At 61.1% G+C, this 18958-nt stretch carries 24 protein-coding genes; 16 read left to right on the forward strand and 8 right to left on the reverse strand.

Annotation, left to right across the window (positions count from 1 at the left end; translation table 11 throughout):
• Window positions 1-79: 79 nt before the first annotated feature.
• The 5 genes from CK219_RS05055 to CK219_RS05075 form a co-directional block, all read right to left on the reverse strand.
• Window positions 80-1282: an MFS transporter gene (locus CK219_RS05055; protein WP_095765687.1), complete on the reverse strand. Its 1203-nt coding sequence runs from the start codon at window positions 1280-1282 to the stop codon at window positions 80-82.
• Window positions 1283-1371: 89 nt separating this feature from the next.
• Window positions 1372-1872: a cupin gene (locus CK219_RS05060; RefSeq protein WP_042646811.1), complete on the reverse strand. Its 501-nt coding sequence runs from the start codon at window positions 1870-1872 to the stop codon at window positions 1372-1374.
• 189 nt (window positions 1873-2061) lie between these two features.
• A complete protein-coding gene (locus CK219_RS05065) occupies window positions 2062-2976 on the reverse strand; it encodes a LysR family transcriptional regulator (RefSeq protein WP_095765688.1) in 915 nt (304 codons plus the stop codon).
• A 167-nt stretch (window positions 2977-3143) separates the two neighbouring features.
• A complete protein-coding gene (locus CK219_RS05070; protein WP_095765689.1) occupies window positions 3144-3419 on the reverse strand; it encodes a hypothetical protein in 276 nt (91 codons plus the stop codon).
• 189 nt (window positions 3420-3608) lie between these two features.
• Window positions 3609-3887 carry a hypothetical protein gene (locus CK219_RS05075; protein ID WP_141245295.1) on the reverse strand — a complete coding sequence of 93 codons (279 nt, stop codon included), beginning with the start codon at window positions 3885-3887 and terminating at the stop codon, window positions 3609-3611.
• 213 nt (window positions 3888-4100) lie between these two features.
• Between CK219_RS05075 and CK219_RS05080 the strand changes: the two genes are divergently transcribed.
• From CK219_RS05080 to CK219_RS05120, 9 genes are all read left to right on the forward strand, one after another.
• Window positions 4101-4958 (forward strand): hypothetical protein, encoded by an 858-nt coding sequence (locus CK219_RS05080; RefSeq protein ID WP_095765691.1) that lies wholly within the window; start codon window positions 4101-4103, stop codon window positions 4956-4958.
• A gap of 231 nt (window positions 4959-5189) precedes the next feature.
• On the forward strand, window positions 5190-5459 hold the full coding sequence (locus tag CK219_RS05085; RefSeq protein ID WP_095766162.1) for a DUF2282 domain-containing protein: 270 nt from the start codon (window positions 5190-5192) through the stop codon (window positions 5457-5459).
• A gap of 43 nt (window positions 5460-5502) precedes the next feature.
• Window positions 5503-6537 carry a DUF692 domain-containing protein gene (locus CK219_RS05090; protein ID WP_095765692.1) on the forward strand — a complete coding sequence of 345 codons (1035 nt, stop codon included), beginning with the start codon at window positions 5503-5505 and terminating at the stop codon, window positions 6535-6537.
• Window positions 6538-6553: 16 nt separating this feature from the next.
• Entirely contained in the window at window positions 6554-7309 is a 756-nt protein-coding gene (locus CK219_RS05095) for a DNA-binding domain-containing protein (protein WP_280950869.1), read from the forward strand.
• 11 nt (window positions 7310-7320) lie between these two features.
• Window positions 7321-7797: a DoxX family protein gene (locus tag CK219_RS05100; RefSeq protein WP_095765694.1), complete on the forward strand. Its 477-nt coding sequence runs from the start codon at window positions 7321-7323 to the stop codon at window positions 7795-7797.
• Between the two features lie 27 nt (window positions 7798-7824).
• Window positions 7825-8532 (forward strand): NAD(P)H-dependent oxidoreductase, encoded by a 708-nt coding sequence (locus tag CK219_RS05105; protein ID WP_095765695.1) that lies wholly within the window; start codon window positions 7825-7827, stop codon window positions 8530-8532.
• A 247-nt stretch (window positions 8533-8779) separates the two neighbouring features.
• On the forward strand, window positions 8780-9238 hold the full coding sequence (locus tag CK219_RS05110) for a DoxX family protein (protein WP_210199987.1): 459 nt from the start codon (window positions 8780-8782) through the stop codon (window positions 9236-9238).
• 39 nt (window positions 9239-9277) lie between these two features.
• Entirely contained in the window at window positions 9278-9712 is a 435-nt protein-coding gene (locus tag CK219_RS05115) for a GNAT family N-acetyltransferase (RefSeq protein ID WP_095765696.1), read from the forward strand.
• A complete protein-coding gene (locus CK219_RS05120) occupies window positions 9709-10230 on the forward strand; it encodes a GNAT family N-acetyltransferase (protein ID WP_095765697.1) in 522 nt (173 codons plus the stop codon). The genes CK219_RS05115 and CK219_RS05120 overlap by 4 nt, the downstream gene beginning before the upstream one ends.
• Window positions 10231-10249: 19 nt before the next feature.
• Here the strand turns inward: CK219_RS05120 and CK219_RS05125 are convergent, their stop codons facing one another.
• Window positions 10250-11617, reverse strand: coding sequence for a chloride channel protein (locus CK219_RS05125; RefSeq protein ID WP_095765698.1), 1368 nt, complete (start codon window positions 11615-11617; stop codon window positions 10250-10252).
• 203 nt (window positions 11618-11820) lie between these two features.
• Between CK219_RS05125 and CK219_RS05130 the strand changes: the two genes are divergently transcribed.
• The 7 genes from CK219_RS05130 (at window position 11821) to CK219_RS05155 (ending at window position 16813) form a co-directional block, all read left to right on the forward strand.
• Window positions 11821-12897: a class I SAM-dependent methyltransferase gene (locus CK219_RS05130; protein ID WP_095765699.1), complete on the forward strand. Its 1077-nt coding sequence runs from the start codon at window positions 11821-11823 to the stop codon at window positions 12895-12897.
• Window positions 12898-12931: 34 nt separating this feature from the next.
• Window positions 12932-13225: an antibiotic biosynthesis monooxygenase gene (locus CK219_RS05135; protein ID WP_095765700.1), complete on the forward strand. Its 294-nt coding sequence runs from the start codon at window positions 12932-12934 to the stop codon at window positions 13223-13225.
• 139 nt (window positions 13226-13364) lie between these two features.
• Complete coding sequence (locus CK219_RS32540; protein WP_280950853.1) at window positions 13365-13595, forward strand: DUF1326 domain-containing protein; 231 nt, start codon at window positions 13365-13367, stop codon at window positions 13593-13595.
• A 5-nt stretch (window positions 13596-13600) separates the two neighbouring features.
• A complete protein-coding gene (locus CK219_RS32545) occupies window positions 13601-14002 on the forward strand; it encodes a DUF1326 domain-containing protein (protein WP_280950854.1) in 402 nt (133 codons plus the stop codon).
• Window positions 14003-14011: 9 nt separating this feature from the next.
• On the forward strand, window positions 14012-14875 hold the full coding sequence (locus tag CK219_RS05145) for a DUF2182 domain-containing protein (protein ID WP_095766163.1): 864 nt from the start codon (window positions 14012-14014) through the stop codon (window positions 14873-14875).
• A 128-nt stretch (window positions 14876-15003) separates the two neighbouring features.
• Window positions 15004-16449 carry an adenylate/guanylate cyclase domain-containing protein gene (locus tag CK219_RS05150; RefSeq protein ID WP_095765701.1) on the forward strand — a complete coding sequence of 482 codons (1446 nt, stop codon included), beginning with the start codon at window positions 15004-15006 and terminating at the stop codon, window positions 16447-16449.
• A gap of 157 nt (window positions 16450-16606) precedes the next feature.
• Window positions 16607-16813, forward strand: coding sequence for a hypothetical protein (locus CK219_RS05155; protein WP_095765702.1), 207 nt, complete (start codon window positions 16607-16609; stop codon window positions 16811-16813).
• A 175-nt stretch (window positions 16814-16988) separates the two neighbouring features.
• Here the strand turns inward: CK219_RS05155 and CK219_RS31060 are convergent, their stop codons facing one another.
• Both CK219_RS31060 and CK219_RS31940 read right to left on the reverse strand, forming a co-directional pair.
• A complete protein-coding gene (locus CK219_RS31060) occupies window positions 16989-17609 on the reverse strand; it encodes a hypothetical protein (protein WP_141245296.1) in 621 nt (206 codons plus the stop codon).
• Between the two features lie 385 nt (window positions 17610-17994).
• On the reverse strand, window positions 17995-18840 hold the full coding sequence (locus CK219_RS31940; RefSeq protein WP_210199988.1) for a tyrosine-type recombinase/integrase: 846 nt from the start codon (window positions 18838-18840) through the stop codon (window positions 17995-17997).
• Between the last annotated feature and the right edge of the window lie 118 nt (window positions 18841-18958).

An 18958-nucleotide genomic window follows, 5' to 3' on the forward strand; every position in this document is an offset into this window, starting at 1 on the left:
CGGCGCCTGCAAGCAGAGTTTTGAGTTGGTTGGTCATGTCGGTCTCCTTGGTTGGATAACTAAGTTTGGATTTCAGGTCTCAGGCCTTGGGCGTTCGCAGCACGCGCGCGATCGCGATCGCGCCGGCGAGAACCGCCGCCAGCACGACCACACATGCGGTCCAGCCGACACGGTCGTAGATCTGTCCGATGAGGAAGCTGCCAGCGAGCCCGCCGCCGTAGTAGGACGCGAGATAAATGCCGCTTGCGGCAGCGCGATCGCGCGACGCAGTCCGGCTGACATGTCCCGTGGCTATGGCCTGAGCCAGGAAGGTGCCGACGGCAACCAGGGTCATTCCGGCAAGAACGATCGGAAGACTGGGTAAAAGCAGCAGAAGCAAGCCGACGATCGCCAGCGCAAGCGTTGCCCCAATCCCTCCCCTTGGGCCAAAGCCCGCCGCGACTCGGCCGGCAAGCGGGGTCGTCAGCATCGATGGCAGGAAGACGAAATAGACGGCGCCCAAGGCCATCGGCGTGAGCGAAAGCGGCACCGCAACGAGCTGGAAATTCACGTAGGTGAACGTGCCGATAAAGACGAACAGGATCAGGAAGCCGATCGAAAAACAGGCCCGCAGTTCGACGTTCCGCAACGGCGCTTTCCAGGCGGCGCGGACAGGCTGGCCGTCCAGGTCTGCGCGCATCATTGCCGAGGTCTTCTGCAGCGTGAACCAGACAAGAGCCGCGCCAAACAGATTGAGGGCGGCGAAGGTCAGGAAGTTGGTGGAGATGCCAAACATGTCGGCGACGGCCGCCGACATCAGCCGGCCGAAAAAGTTGCTGGCAACATTGCCGGTCACATAAGCGGCAAGCGCGCTCGTGGTCTGCCGGGCGGAAAAATGCTCCGCCAGGTAGGCCATGGTGAGCGTGAACGCGGTCGACATGCAAAGGCCTTGCGCTACGCGCAGCAGGGCGAAGACCACAATATTGTCCGTCTGCGAAAGCAGCGTCGTCGGGATCGCCAGGATGGCCAGGCTGATCCAGATGCCATTGCGGCGATCGATGCTGCGCCCGAAGAGAGCGATGGCGACACCGGCCACCGCCATGCCGAAGGTGCTGGCGTTGACGGCGAAGCCCATGGTTGCGCGGCTGACCCCGAATTTTGTCACCAGTGAAGGCAGGATGGCCTGGGTGGCGAACAGGTCGACGAGCGTGAGGAACGCGATCAATGCGATCAGGCCGAAGCGCCAGCTGTCCGCGGCAACCATGCGAAGCCGCGTCGGTTCGGAATGTTCACTGGTCGTCATGGCGGGCTCCGTTGCCAGGTCCTCGGGCGTCGCCCGAGGACAGGTTTTTGGTTTCTAACGCCTGGGATTTCTTCACCGCGACGAGCGGCTCACATCATGTGGTCTTCGTGCATTGCCGGCGGCAGAACGTCGGCGGAATAGAGGACGGCCGGCACCTTGCCGTTGTTCTTCCACCAGTGGGCGAGCTGGCCGAACTCGGCAGTCACGTCGCCCGCCGGATGTTCGATCCCGACCTTGCATGTGCTGCGGTATTCTGTGATCGAGCCCTCGACGACCAGAATGTTTGCCGGGCGGACATTGTGCTCATGCCACGGCACGACGCCGCCGGGCTGAACGACGAGCTTGCGAAGGCGCAGCATGTTGCCTTTCCAGGCTTCGCCCTTGCTGCTCAGATCGATTGCTGAAAGCACCGTGTCGGTCACGCCGACGGGCTTGCTCGGATGTTCCTGGATGTCCGTGGTGGCGGCCTGGCCGGCGGGGCAGTCGCCGGCGAAAACCGGGGCCACTGAAAACGCGGCGGTCGCGGTGAGAAGTCCGAGTGTCAGCGCCAGCTTCAGCGGCACCCGCAATGCAATAGTCTTGGAAGCCATGTCTAGTTCTCCTTTGTCGGTGCCCAATCGCGGAAGCGGGGCATAGGAGGAGAGTGACGGTAGCCTCGAAAAAAGAGAAATGCTGACTGGCTCTTAATTCGATACCTGAAAACTATGGTGGACGACCGCACCAACGCGACTGTCCCGCCACGACATTTAATCGCGGCGTTAGGCTTCACTTCGAAAATGCTATGCAGCACTCTTCCTTACCGACAGATCGATGCCACTTTCCGGCCAGCTGTGCGCCTTGACGCTGTTCACGAAGGTCGACGTCGCCGGCGAGAAGCGGCGCCCAGCAACCACAACGAGGGAGACTTCGCGCCAGACTTCAGGATCGACGACTGGCCTGATCTGCAATCCCGGGATGACGGCGCTGAATTCCGGGATGAAGCAGATTCCCAGCCCGCCTGAGACCATGTTTTGAATCCAGTCTTCGCGTTCGCTGGCGTAGGAGATCCTGAGCTTTACGCCGCGTTCGTTGCAGAGGCCGGCAAGATAATCCCGATACTCGCAATTCAGGCGTCTGAGATAGTTCTCGCCGTCGAGTTCCGAGATGGCAACATTGTCGTTGCGAGCCAGCCGATGCCCGTTGGGGAACGCGAGGACGAACCGTTCGCGATAAAGCGGGGTGACGTCGAAGCGCTCAGGAAAACTGTTGCTGGACGCCATGATGGCGACATCGATCTCACCGGCTTCCAAGAGTTGCGAAAGGGAAGCCGGAACGCCCTCCACCAGCTGCAGCTGGATGCCCTGCTGGCGCCTGTTGAAATCCGTCAACAGACCGGTAAATCGGCGCGGGCCGATTGTGCACATCACCCCGACCTTGAGATTTGCGTTTTCCAGGCAGAGGAATTTCGACGCTTCCTGGCGCACGCCGCTCACCTCATCGAGAATCTGCTGGAACCGCGGGCGCAACAAGGCACCGAGATCCGTGAGGTGCGTCAGGTTTCGCTCGCGGCGAAACAACAGGCCGCCGACCTCATCCTCGAGCTGCTGGATGGCGCGCGACAGCGCCGGCTGTGTAACATTGCACTTCTCGCCCGCGCGCGTGAAATTCCGGGTCTCGCAAACGGCCAGGAAGTAGCGGATGTGGTGGATGTCCATGCCTATCGTCCCTCAGCTGCATAGATGCATTTGCATGCTCGAAGACTGCCGCAATGGATCGGATCATGCCAATGCGCGGGGGCTATAAAGTCGATAGCGTTTCGTCATACGACGATGGCGGGCCAAGGCCCGCCATCCAATCCAGTCGCAGCTGACACTGAGGGCTATCAGCTGTGATGACCCAGGGCAAAAAGCCGGGCGCAGAACTGAGCATGCGGCTTGCTCATGGCGGCGTCATTGCATTCCTTCATCATTGAGGCCTGCATCGCCTTCGGTGTGGCTTTCCATGCCATCTCGAAATCGGCACTCGACTTCATCGTCTTCAAGCCCGAATCAGTGAAGAAGGGCTGCATGTTCGATGGCTCGTCTAGGACGCCGGCGAAGGCCACCCCGCCAATAACCGAAAGGGCGAAAGCGCCAAAGCAGATAGCTTTGATATTCATGGTGAGAACCTTCTCTGGAGTTGTGCAATCGCCATTTTGACGACTGCGCTGGTGACTGGCGGCTTTTGGAACTCTATTGTTCCATCTTGCCGAGGTGGACTTTGCTTCATCCGGCGCTCAACTCGCCAATGCCGTCTGCGAATGAAGTTTATGCCGGCTCCGTATTCCAAGGGCGCTTTGCGAGCACCGCTAATTGGTTCCGCCCAAAGCAAGCATGTTGGCGCAGAATTGGGCGTGGGACTTGCTCGTTGCCGGGTCGTTACACGCCTTGGTCATCTTGACCCGGTCATGCTTCGGCATGGCGAACCAGGCCTTCTTGAACCCAGCCATCGGTTTCATCGTCTTCATCGTGGCGTCCGTATAGAACGTCGGCAATTCGGCGAGGTCGCTGAACGGGTCGGCTGAAGCTGGGCTCGCACCAAGACCAATTGTAAGCGCAGCCACACAGGCCAATTGTCTTTTCATCATCCGTCTCCTGTTCCAGGCCGCCGTTCTGGCAGCGGCTCCAGCCAAGCGATGCCCATCGCCCCGGATCGGGATGAAGAGTGCGGTGCGTGAAGACCGGCAGCCAATGCAATCTGCCTATGGACTTCATGCCACCTCGGCATTTCGGCTGGTCAAGAAGATGCGGCAGTCTCTCCCCAGTCGTCTTGGTGACGATCTTGGGAGGGAGACCAAACCATGCTTGCTCAGTCCGCAATGCAAAGAGACCAACCCACCATCTCAGTGGCGGATCTTAGTGTAGAAGACCGGACGATCGAAATCGTGCTGGCAAACGACGCACATGGTGCTTTTGTCTGGGGCGTGCTCGATCGCCTGCTGGACGAGGCCAACTCCAGCGTGAGTGGCGTTACCGCGTCGGGCTTTACAGCAATGCAGGCGGCGGTCTTCGTCTATGGCTTAAGCGTCGGCGGCAGGCGCGGCGCACGCACGGCACTTGCCAACTTCTGGCGGCGCGTCAGCCATGCCTCGATGTTCGCCATCGACAGAACGAGCCTGCTGCGATCGATGCTGGAACAGTCGATCGAGCTCGAGCAGATCAATAACGAAGACTGCCCGGTGAAACTGGGCGTCCTGGCCGTCAATGCCCGCACCGATGCTGTGAAGATATTTTCCGGTGAGCAGCTGTCGATTGACGCGATCGTGGCAGCAGCGACAGTCCCGTACCTCTCCCAGCCGATCGAGATCGACGGCGATACTTATTGGGGGGACGGGGACATCTCGCAATTGCCGTCTGCTCGATCACCGAAAACGAGCCACCGCCTGATCATCGCGGGCAGGCCTTCGCTGTTCACGACGCTATGTCCGGATCGCAGCTTTTCCTCCACCCATTGCGCGACCAAATGCGCGCCGGTTCATACCATCTTCGACAGTCAATACCGAGCAGGGGCTGCACTCTTCGTCAGACCCTGGATCGACTGGGGCGAACTGACAGATATGCGTGACAGAGGTCGACAATGTGCCGAAGGCTGGCTTGCGACTGATCTTTTCAGCACCGACGAACGCCCGGCCACCGGTTGTCGAACCCAACACATCTAGGCGTCTCCCTCCCGCCTAGCCGCGCCTGCATCGCATACTCCCGAACGCAGGTGCCAAGCCCTCCGGTGCCCCGCCGGAGGGCTTTTTCGCGCCGAGCTCCTGAACATAGTGGCCGCGTATCAATTCCATGCCGAGACAGCATTTCAGCTCGGCGCCACGATCGGAGAGACTGATCTGCAGACGGGCCTAAGGCCGGTCTTTCCCTCGAAACGCCAACCAGGAGACAAGTCTGTGATCAACACTAAGACCCTTATCGGATCGGCCCTCGCGGCTGCCACCACGCTCGCCGCGACGGCGGCATACAGCGGCCCCGCCGCCAAGCCCGGCTTCGCCTTCGAGAAATGCTACGGCGTGGTCAAGGCCGGCCAGAACGACTGCCAGACCGCGACGCATTCCTGCGCCGGCACCGCGACCACCGACAACCAGCCGGATTCCTGGCTCTACGTGCCCGCCGGCAGCTGCGCCAAGATCGCGGGCGGCAGCGACAAGCCGAAAGCCTAGCAACTTCCACCTCGAGCCAACCAGACCAGAATGGAGGAGACCGATGTCCAGCATGTTTTCACCTCTTGCAATCCCTGCTTCGGCGGGCATTGGTCTTCGCTCGCCTCACATCTCCGAGATGCTGACGCGGCGCCCGTCAGCTGGCTGGCTCGAGGTCCACGCCGAGAACTACATGGGTGACGGCGCTGGCGTCGAAGCGCTGGAAAGGCTGCGCCAGATCTACCCGCTGTCCGTGCACGGCGTCGGCTTGTCGCTGGGCAGCGCGCAAGGTCTGGATCGCGATCATCTGGAGCGACTGCGCAAGGTCTGCGACCGCTTCGAGCCCGATCTGGTTTCCGAGCATCTCGCCTGGAGTATCGCCGACGGCGCCTATCTCAACGATCTCTTGCCGCTGCGCTACGACGAAGAAGCGCTGGCGATCGTCGCGCGCAACGTCGAGACCGTCCAGGAAACTTTGAATCGGCGGGTGCTGATCGAAAATCTGTCTGCCTACGTCGCCTTTGCGGACTCCTCAATGAGCGAGGCCGAGTTTCTGGCCGAGCTCGTGGTTCGGACCGGCTGCGGTCTGCTGCTCGACGTCAACAACGTCCAGGTCTCGGCACACAATCTGCAATATGACGCCAAGGCCTTCATCGATGCGCTGCCGGCAGAGGCGATCGGCGAAATCCACCTTGCCGGCCATGCGACCAACCACGTCGGCGCCGACACCGTGCTCATCGACGACCATGGCTCGCGCGTGCCTCCCGTCGTCTGGGCGCTCTATCAGCATGCCATAGACCGGCTTGGCCCGCGGCCAACCTTGATCGAGTGGGACACCGACGTTCCCATCCTCGACGTGCTGCTGGGTGAAGCGATGTGGGCCGACATGCTGACCGCGTCGATCATGTTCAACCGCAAGCAAGCTGCGCGACGCGAGCAAACGACCAAAACGCGAGCGACGCCGATCCACCTTTCTGTCCACAGCGAAACGACGACCAGCATGCCCGTCCTAGCGGCGTTCGCCGCTGCCAGATGCGCCAGGCCGTGCATGTCCGTGGCGCTTGTCTCAATCGAGGAGGAATACCATGCTGCCGCTTGAACACTTGCAGACCACCATGGCGCGGTCGGTGCTGGCCATGGAGCCGGTCGCCGCCGCAAATATGTTGACCGCCGGCAAGGCAGATCCGTTGGCGCGCCTGCGGATTTACCAGAACAACACGCGCAGTTCCCTCACCGCAGCGCTGATGGCGGTGTTTCCCGTGACCGTCCGCCTCGTCGACGAACGCTTCTTCCGCTTTGCAGCAAGCGAATTCATTCGGCGGCATCCGCCAGTCGAGTCGCGGCTGGCACGTTATGGCGCCGGCTTTCCACGCTTCCTGAAAACGATCGACACGTTGTCCGACATGCCAATCGTCGCCGAAACGGCGCGTCTCGAATGGGCCATAGCGGAGGCGCTCGACACGGCGTCGCTGCCGCCTCGCAGCCTCGCAGAATATGACAGCACCGATCTTGGGCTGTCACCGGATATACAGCTCCAGCCCTCGCTGCGGTTGATCGTCTCGCACTGGTCGATCCTGTCGGTATGGATGGCGCATCAACAGGAGACGGCGGTCGACGAAAACATCAGTTGGGCAAGGCGCCCCGAACGCGTGGCGTTGTGGCGATCGGGGAATTACGTGCGGCTTTTTCTGCTCGACCGCGCGAGCTTCGCGTTCTGGCATTCGCTGAAGCACGGTTTCGGCCTCGAGAATGCCACTGGCCGCGCCTTGGCGCTCGACCCGGCCTTCGACCTGGTTTCGGCCCTCGTGCGTCTGTTCCGCGACAGGCTCGTCACCGACGTGCGGGTCGCCTCGAATTTCCCCTCAAACTGACGGAGACGGTCATGACCGCAATATCGGAGCAATCCTCGTCCAACCCGGCCGGCCTTGTCGGCCTCTACAGGCGCATCATCAAGCTGCCCGAACACATTCCTTTTTCGCTGGTCCAACTCGCAGCTCGCGTGGCGGTGGCACATGTATTCTGGCAATCGGCCCAGAGCAAGCTGGCGTCCTGGCCGGTGACGCTGCAGTTGTTCGCCAACGAATACAATCTGCCGTTCATCGACCCTTCGATCGCGGCGCCGCTTGCGACGACCGCGGAGCTAACGGGCTCGGTGCTGGTCTTCTTCGGGCTGTTCTCGCGCCTCGCCGCGCTGATGCTGCTCGGCGTCGTCTCCGTCATTCAGATCTTCGTTTATCCGGAAAACTGGGCGGAGCACCTGCTGTGGGCCTCGTTGCTGCTCCTCATTCTGACGCGCGGCGCCGGCGTCTTCTCGCTCGACCAGGTCGCCGAGCGAACCCTTTCGGCACCCAAGAAATAGGCATTCCGGCCAAGTTGGAAACGCACGGTGCGCATCTTCATCGTTCACGCTCACCCTGAGCCCAACAGCTTCAACGGCGCCCTGACCCGCGCGGCCGAGCAAGCACTGGCTGCGGCTGGGCACGAGGTCGTTATCTCCGACCTTTATGCGATGGGCTTCAATCCGGTGTCGGATCGCCGCAACTTCACGACCGTGCACGACGCGAACTACTATCGCCAGCAGGCCGAGGAGGCGAATGCTGCCGTCAACGATGGGTTTGCTCCCGACATCCAGACGGAGATGGACAAGCTCTTCTGGTGCGACGCACTGATCCTTCAGTTTCCGCTCTGGTGGTTCGGGCTGCCGGCGATTCTCAAGGGCTGGGTTGACCGAGTCTTCGCATCAGGCGGCCGCATCTATGGCGGCGGCAAGTGGTATGACCGCGGCGTCTTCGCCGGAAAACGCGCGATGTGTTCCGTGACAATCGGCGGGCCGCCGCCGATCTATTCGGACCAGGGACTGAACGGCCCGATCGGATCAATCCTTTTTCCAATCAACCACGGTATGCTCTACTTCGTCGGCTTTACCGTGATCGAGCCTTTCCTTGTGCACGCACCTGCGCGCATCAGCGACGGTGAACGCCGGATTTTCCTCGTGCGTTACCGTGAACGGCTCCTCGGTCTGGCGCATGCCCCAACCATCGCTTATCCAAAGCTCGCGGACTTCGACGACATTCATGTTTTGAAATCTGCATGAAGGAAGCCTTGTCCGGCTCACGAGAGGCTACACGTCGACCGCGGTTCGTGAGCGAGCGCGGTTGTTTTGATGCATTGGCGATTTAGGTCCTGCTCTCGCTGAGAGTTTTCAGGCGGCGGTCACGTTGCTGTGAGCCCCGTAACGGTCAGTCGCCTCGGAGCGAACAACGAACTGTCGGCGTCCACCTCGGATTCTTTCCGACGGCTCCGATTTCTCGCATATCGCACAGACAAGAAAGTTCGCAAGGATGCGTTTCCGTCAGCTCTTTTTAAGAATTCCACTCTCCCCCTCGGGTGCTGCCGCCGGGTGGGCACCGTTGCCGATAAGATTGATCGTGGGCTTTGGCTTCCTGGCCCATGGCTATGTCAAACTCAGCAGGGGGCCAGAAAGCTTTGGCGGCGTTCTTCAGACGCTAGGGGTTCCTGTGCCGCATTTGCTGGCGTGGCTGACGACACTGGTTGAGCTTATCGGCGGTAGCGCCGTGCTGGCGGGTGCATTTATTCCATTCGTCAGCGTGCCGATGGCGGTCGTGCTGCTTTACCGCATTGTTCACCGTCCATTCCCAGTATGGATTCTTCTCGGTGAAGTTTGCCGAGGTGACGACAGCTGGGGTCCGATTCGGGCCTGTTGGCTACGAAATCATCCTGCTTTACTTGGCCGGGCTGGCAACGCTTGCAGTCGGCGGTCCCGGGCGTTTGTCATTTGAGGCGGTCTTGCGTCGGCCCATGGGAACAGAGCGCGCAAAATGACCGTCCAGGCCCATCACGATCTTACGGCAGTTGAAATCGATGCCATTGAAGACAGTATCTTCGTCCACAACCAGCACGCAGTAGGACGCGGTGACGCCCAAGGGCTTGGCTTTGTGATACGAGTCGAGGCGGGACGCATCGTCGGCGTAGCTGCCGGCTATTCCTGGGCAGGGACTTCCGAACTCAAACAGCTGTGGGTCGATGAAGCATATCGCGGACGCGGATATGCCCGGGAGTTATTGAACGCTTTCGTCACTGAGGCTGCTATTCGCGGTGTTCGGCGGATTTGGGTGCAAAGCTATGACTTCCAAGCGCCGGGAATGTATGAAAAGGCTGGCTTCATGCGTGTCGCTGAGTTTGCAGAATGGCCCCAAGGACACTCCAACGTCGTTCTCTGCAAGACGCTAATAGCCACGCCTACATCGCCATGATCAACGTTCGAATTGCACAAGAGGCCGACGCCCAATCTTTACCCGATATCGAGCAGTCGACGGGCGAGGCCTACCGTGAAATTGCGGATTTGGCCTGGATTGCCGATGACGATAACCAGACCGTCGAGCGCCACCGCGAGCTGATTGCAAACGGCACATGTTGGGTCGCAGTAGAGAACGACAACAGACCAGTTGCCTTCCTGAGCGCTGAGATCCAGGACGACACACTACATATCTGGGAACTTGACGTTCGGCTTGATCGACAGCGTTTAGGGATCGGACGCGCCTTGCTTGAGAACGCAATCGCGGATGCGAGGGGCCGCGGCCTCATCGCACTCAGCTTGACCACCTTCCGCGACGTGATCTGGAACGCTCCATTCTACCAGAAGGTGGGCTTTCGGATTCTGGACGATACGGAAGCCGGGGAGCGGCTTCGCCAGGTGCTGCGCCGAGAAATCGAGCACGGGATGCCTGCGAGGCGACGTTGCGCGATGCGCCTTCTTCTTTCTGAAGCTTGAGCGCCGTTTATTCCAGGACTCAAATTCCGCTTGAAGCGATAGAGCCTTGCGCGTCAACGTCTCTGGCTCTTTTCCGGCGGATTGCCTCGGCGATGAACACCCGCGACAGCGCATGGTAGAGCGGTTCGTTGGAGATGAGCCTTGCCGTGCCGTAACCCAACATCGCCGCGCACATTAGCGCGATGACATTGTCGTGGTTGCCGGTCATTTCGAGAATGATGACGAAGGCCGTCATCGGCGCCTGCACGACGCCGGCGAAATAACCGGCCATGCCGAGCAGCGCGGCGGTGCCAGTGCCAGCGCCGAAAATGAGGCCCAGCGTGCTGCCAAGGCCCGCGCCGACAGCGAGTGACGGCGCGAAGATGCCCCCCGGAATCCCGGATACCATCGACAGCAGCCCGGCGAAGAACTTCTCGACGAAAAAGAACGACGGTAGAGACGTTCCTTCGATGGCTTCCCGCGCCTGCGCGTAGCCGGTGCCATAGGTAAGGCCGCCCGAAGCAAAGCCGATCCCCGCTACCGCCAGCCCGCAGATGCCCGCCACCGCCAGAGTGCGCCATAATGGCTGCAGCGTGTTCCAGCGCCGAATGCGACGCATTATCTTGAGAGCCAACAGCGAGAACAGCGCGCCAACACCGCCGCCGATGATGCCGCATGACAGCACCAGAGGCCAGTCCCGGGCGAAGGCGACAGTGTCCCTGGCTATCCCGAAATAGGTGTAGTTGCCGAGCAGGCCCAGCGAGGCGAGGCCGGCGAGGATTACCGCCGTTAGAACCAGCCCGTTGGTGCGAGCCTCATAGGCACGCCCCATTTCCTCGATGGCGAAGACGATGCCGGCGAGCGGCGTGTTGAATGCAGCCGCAATACCGGCGGCGGAGCCAGCGAGGATCAGCCCCCGTGCCTGCACCATCCCGCCCCAGCGCGCAGCCTGCAGCATCACCGAGGCCCCGACCTGCACTGTCGGCCCTTCGCGGCCGATCGAGGCGCCGCAAGCGAGCCCAACCACAGTAAGAGCTATTTTGCCGGCCACTAGCCGTAGCGACAGAATATGGCTTCGGTCCTCGTCTTCGCGAAGATGTCGCGCGGCAATCGCCTGCGGAATGCCGCTGCCTTGCGAACCCGGAAAGAACACTTGGGCGAGCCAAGCGCAGAGCACGAAGCCGAGCGGTGTTGCCGCAAACGGCAGATAGAAGCGCCACCCGGTGTCCGCGCCGACCAAAGTGTGGAACAGGATCTGCGATTCGTCGGCCAGCATCGCGAAGAAGACGCTGATCAGGCCGATCGAAATGGCGCCTGCCCAGAAGACAAGGCGCGGCTGCCAGACGCGCCGCGACACCCACATCGCCTGCGAGCGGCGCAACATCGGATGTTTTCGCTTGGCTGCCATGTCGGTTCCCTGATGATCGACCCGGGCCTAACACAGCCACCGGGCCAATCAACCTGAGAGGCCTGGTCACGTTGCTGTGAAGCCGTAACAGTCAGCCGCTGGGGCGCGAACTATCGAGAGATGTGGCGGGGCCTTTCCCAGCGACTGGGATCTGGTTTGTCGCCCGTGGCAAGTGTTTGGGGTCGAGCCGGAGGAGAAAGCCGATGCTGGAACGCATTAAGGAGACGCAACCCGACCAGAAAAAGCTTGAGGCGCTGCTTGGAAAGATGGTCGGCGATCTGGGCGCCATCACCACAGGAGCCGCGGTTCTGCTTGGCGATAGGCTCGGCTTGTTCGCGGCCATGAGCGATGGCGGCAAGATGACCGCCGGACAGCTTGCCAAAAAGACCGGCACGCAGGAACGACTTGTGCGCGAATGGCTGTCGGCCCAGGCAGCCGCCGGCTATGTCGAATATGACGAAGCCGCCGACAAATTCTACCTCAGCCCTGAGCAGGAACAGGTCTTCGTCAATGAGGACAGCCCCGCCTTCATGGCCGGAGCCTTCGAGGTCGTGCAGACGCTGTGGCTCGACGAGGAGAAGGTGCGGCAGGCCTTCCGCTCCGGCAAGGGGCTGGGCTGGCACGATCACAGCGCCTGCCTGTTCCGCGGCACCGAACGCTTCTTCCGGCCGGGCTACAACGCCAACCTGATCGGTTCCTGGCTGCCGGCGCTCGACGGTATGGTCGAGAAGCTGCAGCGGGGCATAGACGTCGCTGATGTCGGATGCGGCCACGGCACCTCGACCGTGCTGATGGCCAAAGCGTTTCCAAACTCCCGCTTCGTTGGCTTCGATTATCATGCACCGTCCATCGAACGGGCGCGCGCCGCGGCCAAGGAGGCAGGCGTCGCCGGCAACACGCGCTTCGAAGTGGCGTCGGCCAAGGATTTTCCCGGCACTTACGATCTCGTCGCCTTCTTCGACTGCCTGCACGACATGGGCGATCCGGAAGGCGCGGCCAAACATGTGCACAAGGCGCTGCAGCCGGACGGCACCTGGATGATCGTCGAGCCTTTCGCGCACGACCAGCCTTCGGCGAATCTCAACCCGGTTGGCCGCATCTACTACGCCGCCTCTACCTTCATCTGCACGCCCGCATCGCTCTCCCAGGAAGTCGGACTGGGGCTTGGCGCCCAAGCTGGCGAAGCGAGGCTGCGCAAGGTCGTGGCCGGCGGCGGATTCAAGCGGTTCCGCCGCGCCACCGAGACGCCGTTCAACATGGTTCTCGAGGCCCGTCCGTAAGGTTTTCAACAAAGGTTTTTGACTGGAGGAGAACATGACTGCCTACAACGTCGTTCGGTTCCCCACCAAACCAGGCAAGGAACAGGCATTCATCGATGCGCACAAGATGGCAAGGCTCGACGTCAAGGGCTTCCGCAAAGGTGCGCTCATCAGAACTGGGGATCGGACCTTCTGCGTCGTCGGCGAATGGAACGACATGGATAGCCTGGCGGCGGCACGACCGCAGATGATCGGCCTTCTGGATACGATGCGCGACCTGCTGGAGGATTTCGGCGGCGAGCTCGGCGTGACCGATCCTGTCTCGGGAACGGTCGTCATCGGGACCTAAGTGGCCCAGCTGCAGCCGTGGACCGCTCGACCACTATACGTGAAGGGCCAGTCTCAAAATCAGAGCTGCGCACGAATAGCTGGAGTGGGGCCCGCCATCGACGTATGATACGATGCTCGATTTTTCGGGAGGATGAGCCATGAATGCAGTGCCTCAATGGCGGCTCGCAGGCGACTGGTTCGACATCTGCAGCTGCGACATCCCTTGCCCTTGCGAGTTCGCCCAGCGGCCAACCGGCAACCACTGCCAGGGTGTGCTCGCCTGGCATGTGCGCGAGGGTCAGTATGGCGACGTCAAGCTCGACGGCCTGACACTGGTGGCTCTCGGCGAGTTCGAAGGCAATCTCTGGGCTGCGAGGCAAGGGCCGTGATGGGGATGTATCTCGACGAGAACGCGAACGAGCGGCAGCGCGAAGCCCTGCAGATGATCTTCGGTGGCCAGGCTGGCGGCTGGCCGGCGGGCTTTGCCGCCAATGTGGGCGAGATGCGAGGCATGGAGTTCGTGCCGATCACTTTTGAGGTGGCGGGCGACCTGGCCACTTGGCGGGTCGATATTCCTGGCCTCGTCGTCGGACGCGCGGAAGCGCTTTCCGGGCCTACCACGCCACCCGGCAAGCGGGTGCAGACGATCAACCCACCGGGTTCAGAGGTCGGCCCAGGCCAAGTTGCCACCTGGGGGCGTTCTGTCGAGGTGAGCACCAAAGGCTTCGGGCTCGACTGGACCGGCACGGCCCGTTCGAGCAAGCACATTCCGTTCGACTGGACCGGGCCGAACTAGGACATGACGATGGCTGACGGGTTCCTCAGGAAATCCCGGCAATTCACACGGAATCTGCTCGGCATCCCGCTCGGTCTACTCGCTTCGCTCATCGGGCTGACAGCAGCGGCGTGGGCGCTCACCCTCTACCAGGCCTTCAGCATGGATATGCCCATGGGCATTGCGGTGCGTGGCGGTATGGAGGGTATGGAAGGCATGGCCGGCATGGCCATGGCCGGAATTGCCGCCGACGGCTGGTCAGTGGCGGGCGCTGCCGCTTTTCTCGCCGTGTGGACAGTGATGATGGCGGCCATGATGTTGCCAGCTGCGGCGCCGATGATCTTTATGTTCGCGGCGGCGCAGGCGAGGCGCGAACAGCACGTGGCCATCCCAACGTGGACCTTCGTCGCGGGCTATCTGCTCATCTGGGGGGCGGCGGGCCTTGTCGTGTATGTTCTGGTCCAGCTCGGTAGCGACCTTGCAACGAGCCTCGATCCACCCCAGCGTTCGAAATGGGCACCGCTCGCGCTCGGTGCCACGCTTGCCGTCGCCGGGCTCTACCAGTTCACCGCCTTCAAGCACATCTGCCTCAGCCATTGCCGTTCGCCGCTTGCTTTCGTTGCGCAGCACTGGCGCGCGGGGCATGTGGGCGCGCTCAAGATGGGGCTGCGCCACGGCCTCTATTGCTTTGGCTGCTGCTGGGCGCTGTTTGCCGTGCTAGTGGCGGCTGGCGTCATGAGCATCGCCTGGATGCTGCTTTTGACGCTTACTGTCTTCGTCGAGAAGCTGCTGCCCCGTGGCCGGCGCTTCGAAGGTAGCCTGGGCGTGGCTCTGGTGGCCCTCGGGATCGTTGTGTCGCTTGGGGCGATCGATATGCCTTGGATTGACGGCTAGGGGCCTTCGGATGTGACGGTAAGCGACCAGGAGCACAAGCATCCCTGCTGTGGCAGCAGCGATTTGCAATCCATTCGCATCGCGCTGGTTTTCCAGTAGGCTGTGGCCATATAGATTGAGGATCGGGCGTGACGGTAGTCGACGATCGTCTTCTCGAAAACAAGATGACCAAGGTGGAGCAGGCGCGCGCCTGGAGCCCGCGTGTCATTTCGAAATTCGAAACGCTGATCAGGAGCGCCGACGACCAATCAGTCTATCGCGTGAATCCGCTGGCCTTTGCTCGCGACCGCGCAATTGCCGAGCCTGAAGCAATCGACCTCTTCCTTCACGCCGCCCGCTGTGGGCTGTTCGACATGAGTTGGGACGTGCTCTGTCCCCAGTCCGGGATGGTGCTCGACAGTTTCGGCGCCCTGCGCACGCTCAAGACCCACTACGTCTGTGGCCTGTGCGACGTGTCGGGCGACACTGACCTCGACGATTTCATCGAGGTCACCTTCTCGATATCGCCGAAGCTGCGGCGCCTGCCGCACCATGATCCCGAGACACTGTCTGTCGAGGATTTTCACTGGAAGCTGCACTTCGGACATGACGGGCGGCTGCCTGGGCAAAACGTTCGCTTTCTTGACGTTCTGCGCGGCTTCGTCCGGGGCATGACGTATCTGCCGCCACGCGCCACCACAGCGCTCCGCGCCGACCTCAGACCGGGCGCCCTTGCGGGCGTCAATGTGCAGACGCAGGCGGCATTTGCCGTGCCGATATCGGGCGATCCGGTGTTGGCGCCGACGCTTCTGAAGATCGATTATGACGGCAAACGCTTCCTGCCGGCATTGCCCGCTGTGCCACCCGGTCCGATCGTCATTGAGGTGGCGAACAGGGGGCCGGTGCGGGGTTCATTGCTTGCCATCAACTGGCCGCCCGAGCTTGTCGCGCTGACCACCAAGCCGGCGCTAGATTTCGACCCTTATGTCTCCGGCGGAGCGCTGCTTGCGCGGCAAACCTTCCGCCAGCTCTTCCGGTCCGAACGTGTCGACGAGAAGGAGGGGCTCGGCATCCGTCAGATCACCTTCCTGTTCACCGACCTCAAGGGTTCGACCGCCATGTATGAGCGCCTGGGTGATCTGAACGCCTATGCTCTGGTCCGCGAGCATTTTGCTCTGGTCAACGCAGCGGTTCAGCAACATTCCGGCGCGGTGGTCAAGACGATTGGGGATGCGGTGATGGCTGCGTTTTCGCAGCCGTCGGATGCGATTTCGGCCGCACTCCACATCTTTGAAGAAATCGATCGTTTCAACAGCGAGCATGACGGGCCGGGGATCATCCTCAAAATCGGTGCCCATTGTGGACCGTCGATCGCCGTGACGCTCAACGACAACCTCGACTATTTCGGCCAGACCGTGAATGTGGCCGCGCGCGTGCAGTCCTTGGCGGAAGCCGGACAGGTCTGCATTTCCGAGGCGCTTCATTCCGCGCCGGGGGTCAGCGACATGCTCGCCGGCCATCGTGTCGTGGCCTTTGACGCGCCTCTTCGAGGCGTGGAGGGTAATGCTACCGTCTATCGCATTATGCGGGGATAGAAGCGGATTGCGTGCCGACGCAATATCGCACCGCCTAGAACCGGAGCCTTGGGTCTGCCAGGGTGTTGAGCAATTCAGTGGACAGGGCGGCGCTGTGCCCGGTTGAACTCTAACTATGTTCAATAAAACAACAACTTAATTGAATTTTTGTAACATTGTGACGACCGATGACGTGAACCGGCCCGAAATTATTTTTCTAGCTGTTTCGGACCGGCGAGAACTGCGCCCCTGGCGAAAGGTTGAGAGCAAGTTCGCGCGCTCGGCCTGGGTCGAGGCCGAAATGACGGATCATGGCTTCAAAAAGCTGCGGTTCTGGCTGGCCGAGCGCAAGTCGATAACGCACCAGATCGTCACGCAGGCGTGATAGCCTTAGCCCGGCAAGACTAAATGGCAGCGTAAAAGTTACGCTAACCGGCTTGTGTCCCGGCGGAGACCACCAGCGCTCCAGCCCCAGCCCTTCATGTTTTGCAGCCCGAGCCGATTTGAAGATCGCGTTGGAGGAGCTCTCCCACGGTGCCACCACCACCTCTCCATGACCCTCAGCAAGCGCACGACGAACGCCGAGACTTGCGTAGCGAGCTATGTTGCTCAAAATCTACTGGGTCGCGCGGTAAGTCCCAATGAATAACTCGGTCGCACCAGACGTGAAAATCAAGCCCGTCCTGCCCGATTGATGTGGTCGTAAGAATGTGCGGCCAAAAGGGCGAGTTGAACGCTTTTCGCAGCGTGTCCGAGCGCAGTTTCTCTAGACGTTCGGCCTTTTTACGATCAGCGCCCTCAGCCTTCCGATCCGCCCCAAGATATGGCACTGCAGCGTGAACGCGCGCACGACGCACCCCCCGGGTGGTGCGTCTCTGGACTAAGCCGGGTCGACCGACGAGACTGTTCTCCAACACCTTAAGCGGCGGATCGTCACCAATCATCGTCATCACGGCTACGTGTTCGTCCAGCACTGCTTCGAGTCCGCCGTCGACCATCGCGCGGCGCAGTGCCTCAGGATAACCCCCGCCGCGTCGACGGCGTGACCCCAGAATCGGACCGGCAAAATAGCGTTGCCCGAGATATTGTCGAAGCTGGCGCCAGCTGAAAGCGAAGATCTTTGGGAGCGCCTGTGGGTTGGCAAGCAGGTCAGGATCATGGCGGCGCAGAGTGCGTGCCACGATCGCTCCCGGCGCTTCAAGCAGCCAATCGGCAAGCTGCGCAACTTCCTTAGCAGTGACCTGCCATGAAGTCCTAGTGCGACGCCAATCGCTAGACCCAGTCAGCGTTCTGAGCGGCCACAGCGCGCTGGCGATCGATGTCGGATTGCCAAGCTGTCGATGCTGAGGTGACCCTTTCCCTGACTCCGCCGCGCTCGCTCTTCTAGCAATTGCAGATAAAGTGGCGCACCTGTCGCCCCCCTTTGTTCGTGGTTGCGTATCCACTGATCGATTTCGGCGTCTTTCTTCTCGGACAAGTTCGCCACACGATTCTCCTTCGCTCAGTGGCTCCTACAATCTTCTTGTCATCCACGGGTGGGATTTCGGCAAATGCGAAACGTCGTTTTCAATATTCGTATCGTGGCATCCGTCCAATCGCAGACGCTTTCGCAGCGATTGTCACGTCACCATATTCGTCACCCGCTGTGCGTCCGGCATGCCCTTGAATTGCATCCAACGTGCGATCCGCGATGCCCAACTCGCGGCCGACCGTCTTGAACCGATGGCGCCAGCCATGACTGGGGCTGACGCCTTCAGGAATGACTTTCTGCGCCTGCAACCACTGGCTCACCCGACCGGCGACCGTTCGGCCTGGCAGCGAGCCATCCTTCTTCTTGGAGGTGGGATAAAAAAGGGGGCCCTCGGCGGCGTCATTTACAAACGTCATAAAGCCCAAGTCCACTAGTTGCTTGTGCAACGGAACGTCGCGATAATTGCCAGCCTTGACGGAACCAGCGTCAGGCGCGATGCGCACTACTGGGATGCCCTTCTCGTAACGAAAGTCCTGCTTACGGAGCTGGGGGATTTCGGCAATTCGCGCGCCGGTATGCGCGCATAAGATCGGCGACCACCGTTTGGCTGCGGTCGTTTGGGGCGCTTCGCGCGTCCGCGGATTGTCGGAGTGCTTTGGCTGGTAATCCCGGGCCACCTTCAGGACGGCAACAGCCTCGTCCGTTGTGAAGCCTTGCTCGCGCGAACGCTGTTTTTTCGAAACCTTGATACGGACGTTTTCCGCGACGTTCGTCTCGAGCCGATCGTTGTTGACGGCCCACTTCAACACCGTCCGAACCGAGGTCAGGTAGACGTCACTGACAGTCTTGCTCGCCAGCACTTTTAGGCTCGCATCTTTCCACTCCAGCAGGTTCTGCTTGGTAAGCCTACGGGCGTCGTCGTGGCCGATGAACTTGCGCAAGTTGGCGAAAACGGGAGTCCAGCGCTTACGCGCTTCTTTGCCCTTCCCGTCTGCAGAGCGGGCAGGCCCTTCAGCGAGACAGGCTCACGCTCATCTTCCGGGGGCTGGACGGTCGCTA

The organism is Mesorhizobium sp. WSM4313 (assembly GCF_002294725.1).
Taxonomy (GTDB): domain Bacteria; phylum Pseudomonadota; class Alphaproteobacteria; order Rhizobiales; family Rhizobiaceae; genus Mesorhizobium.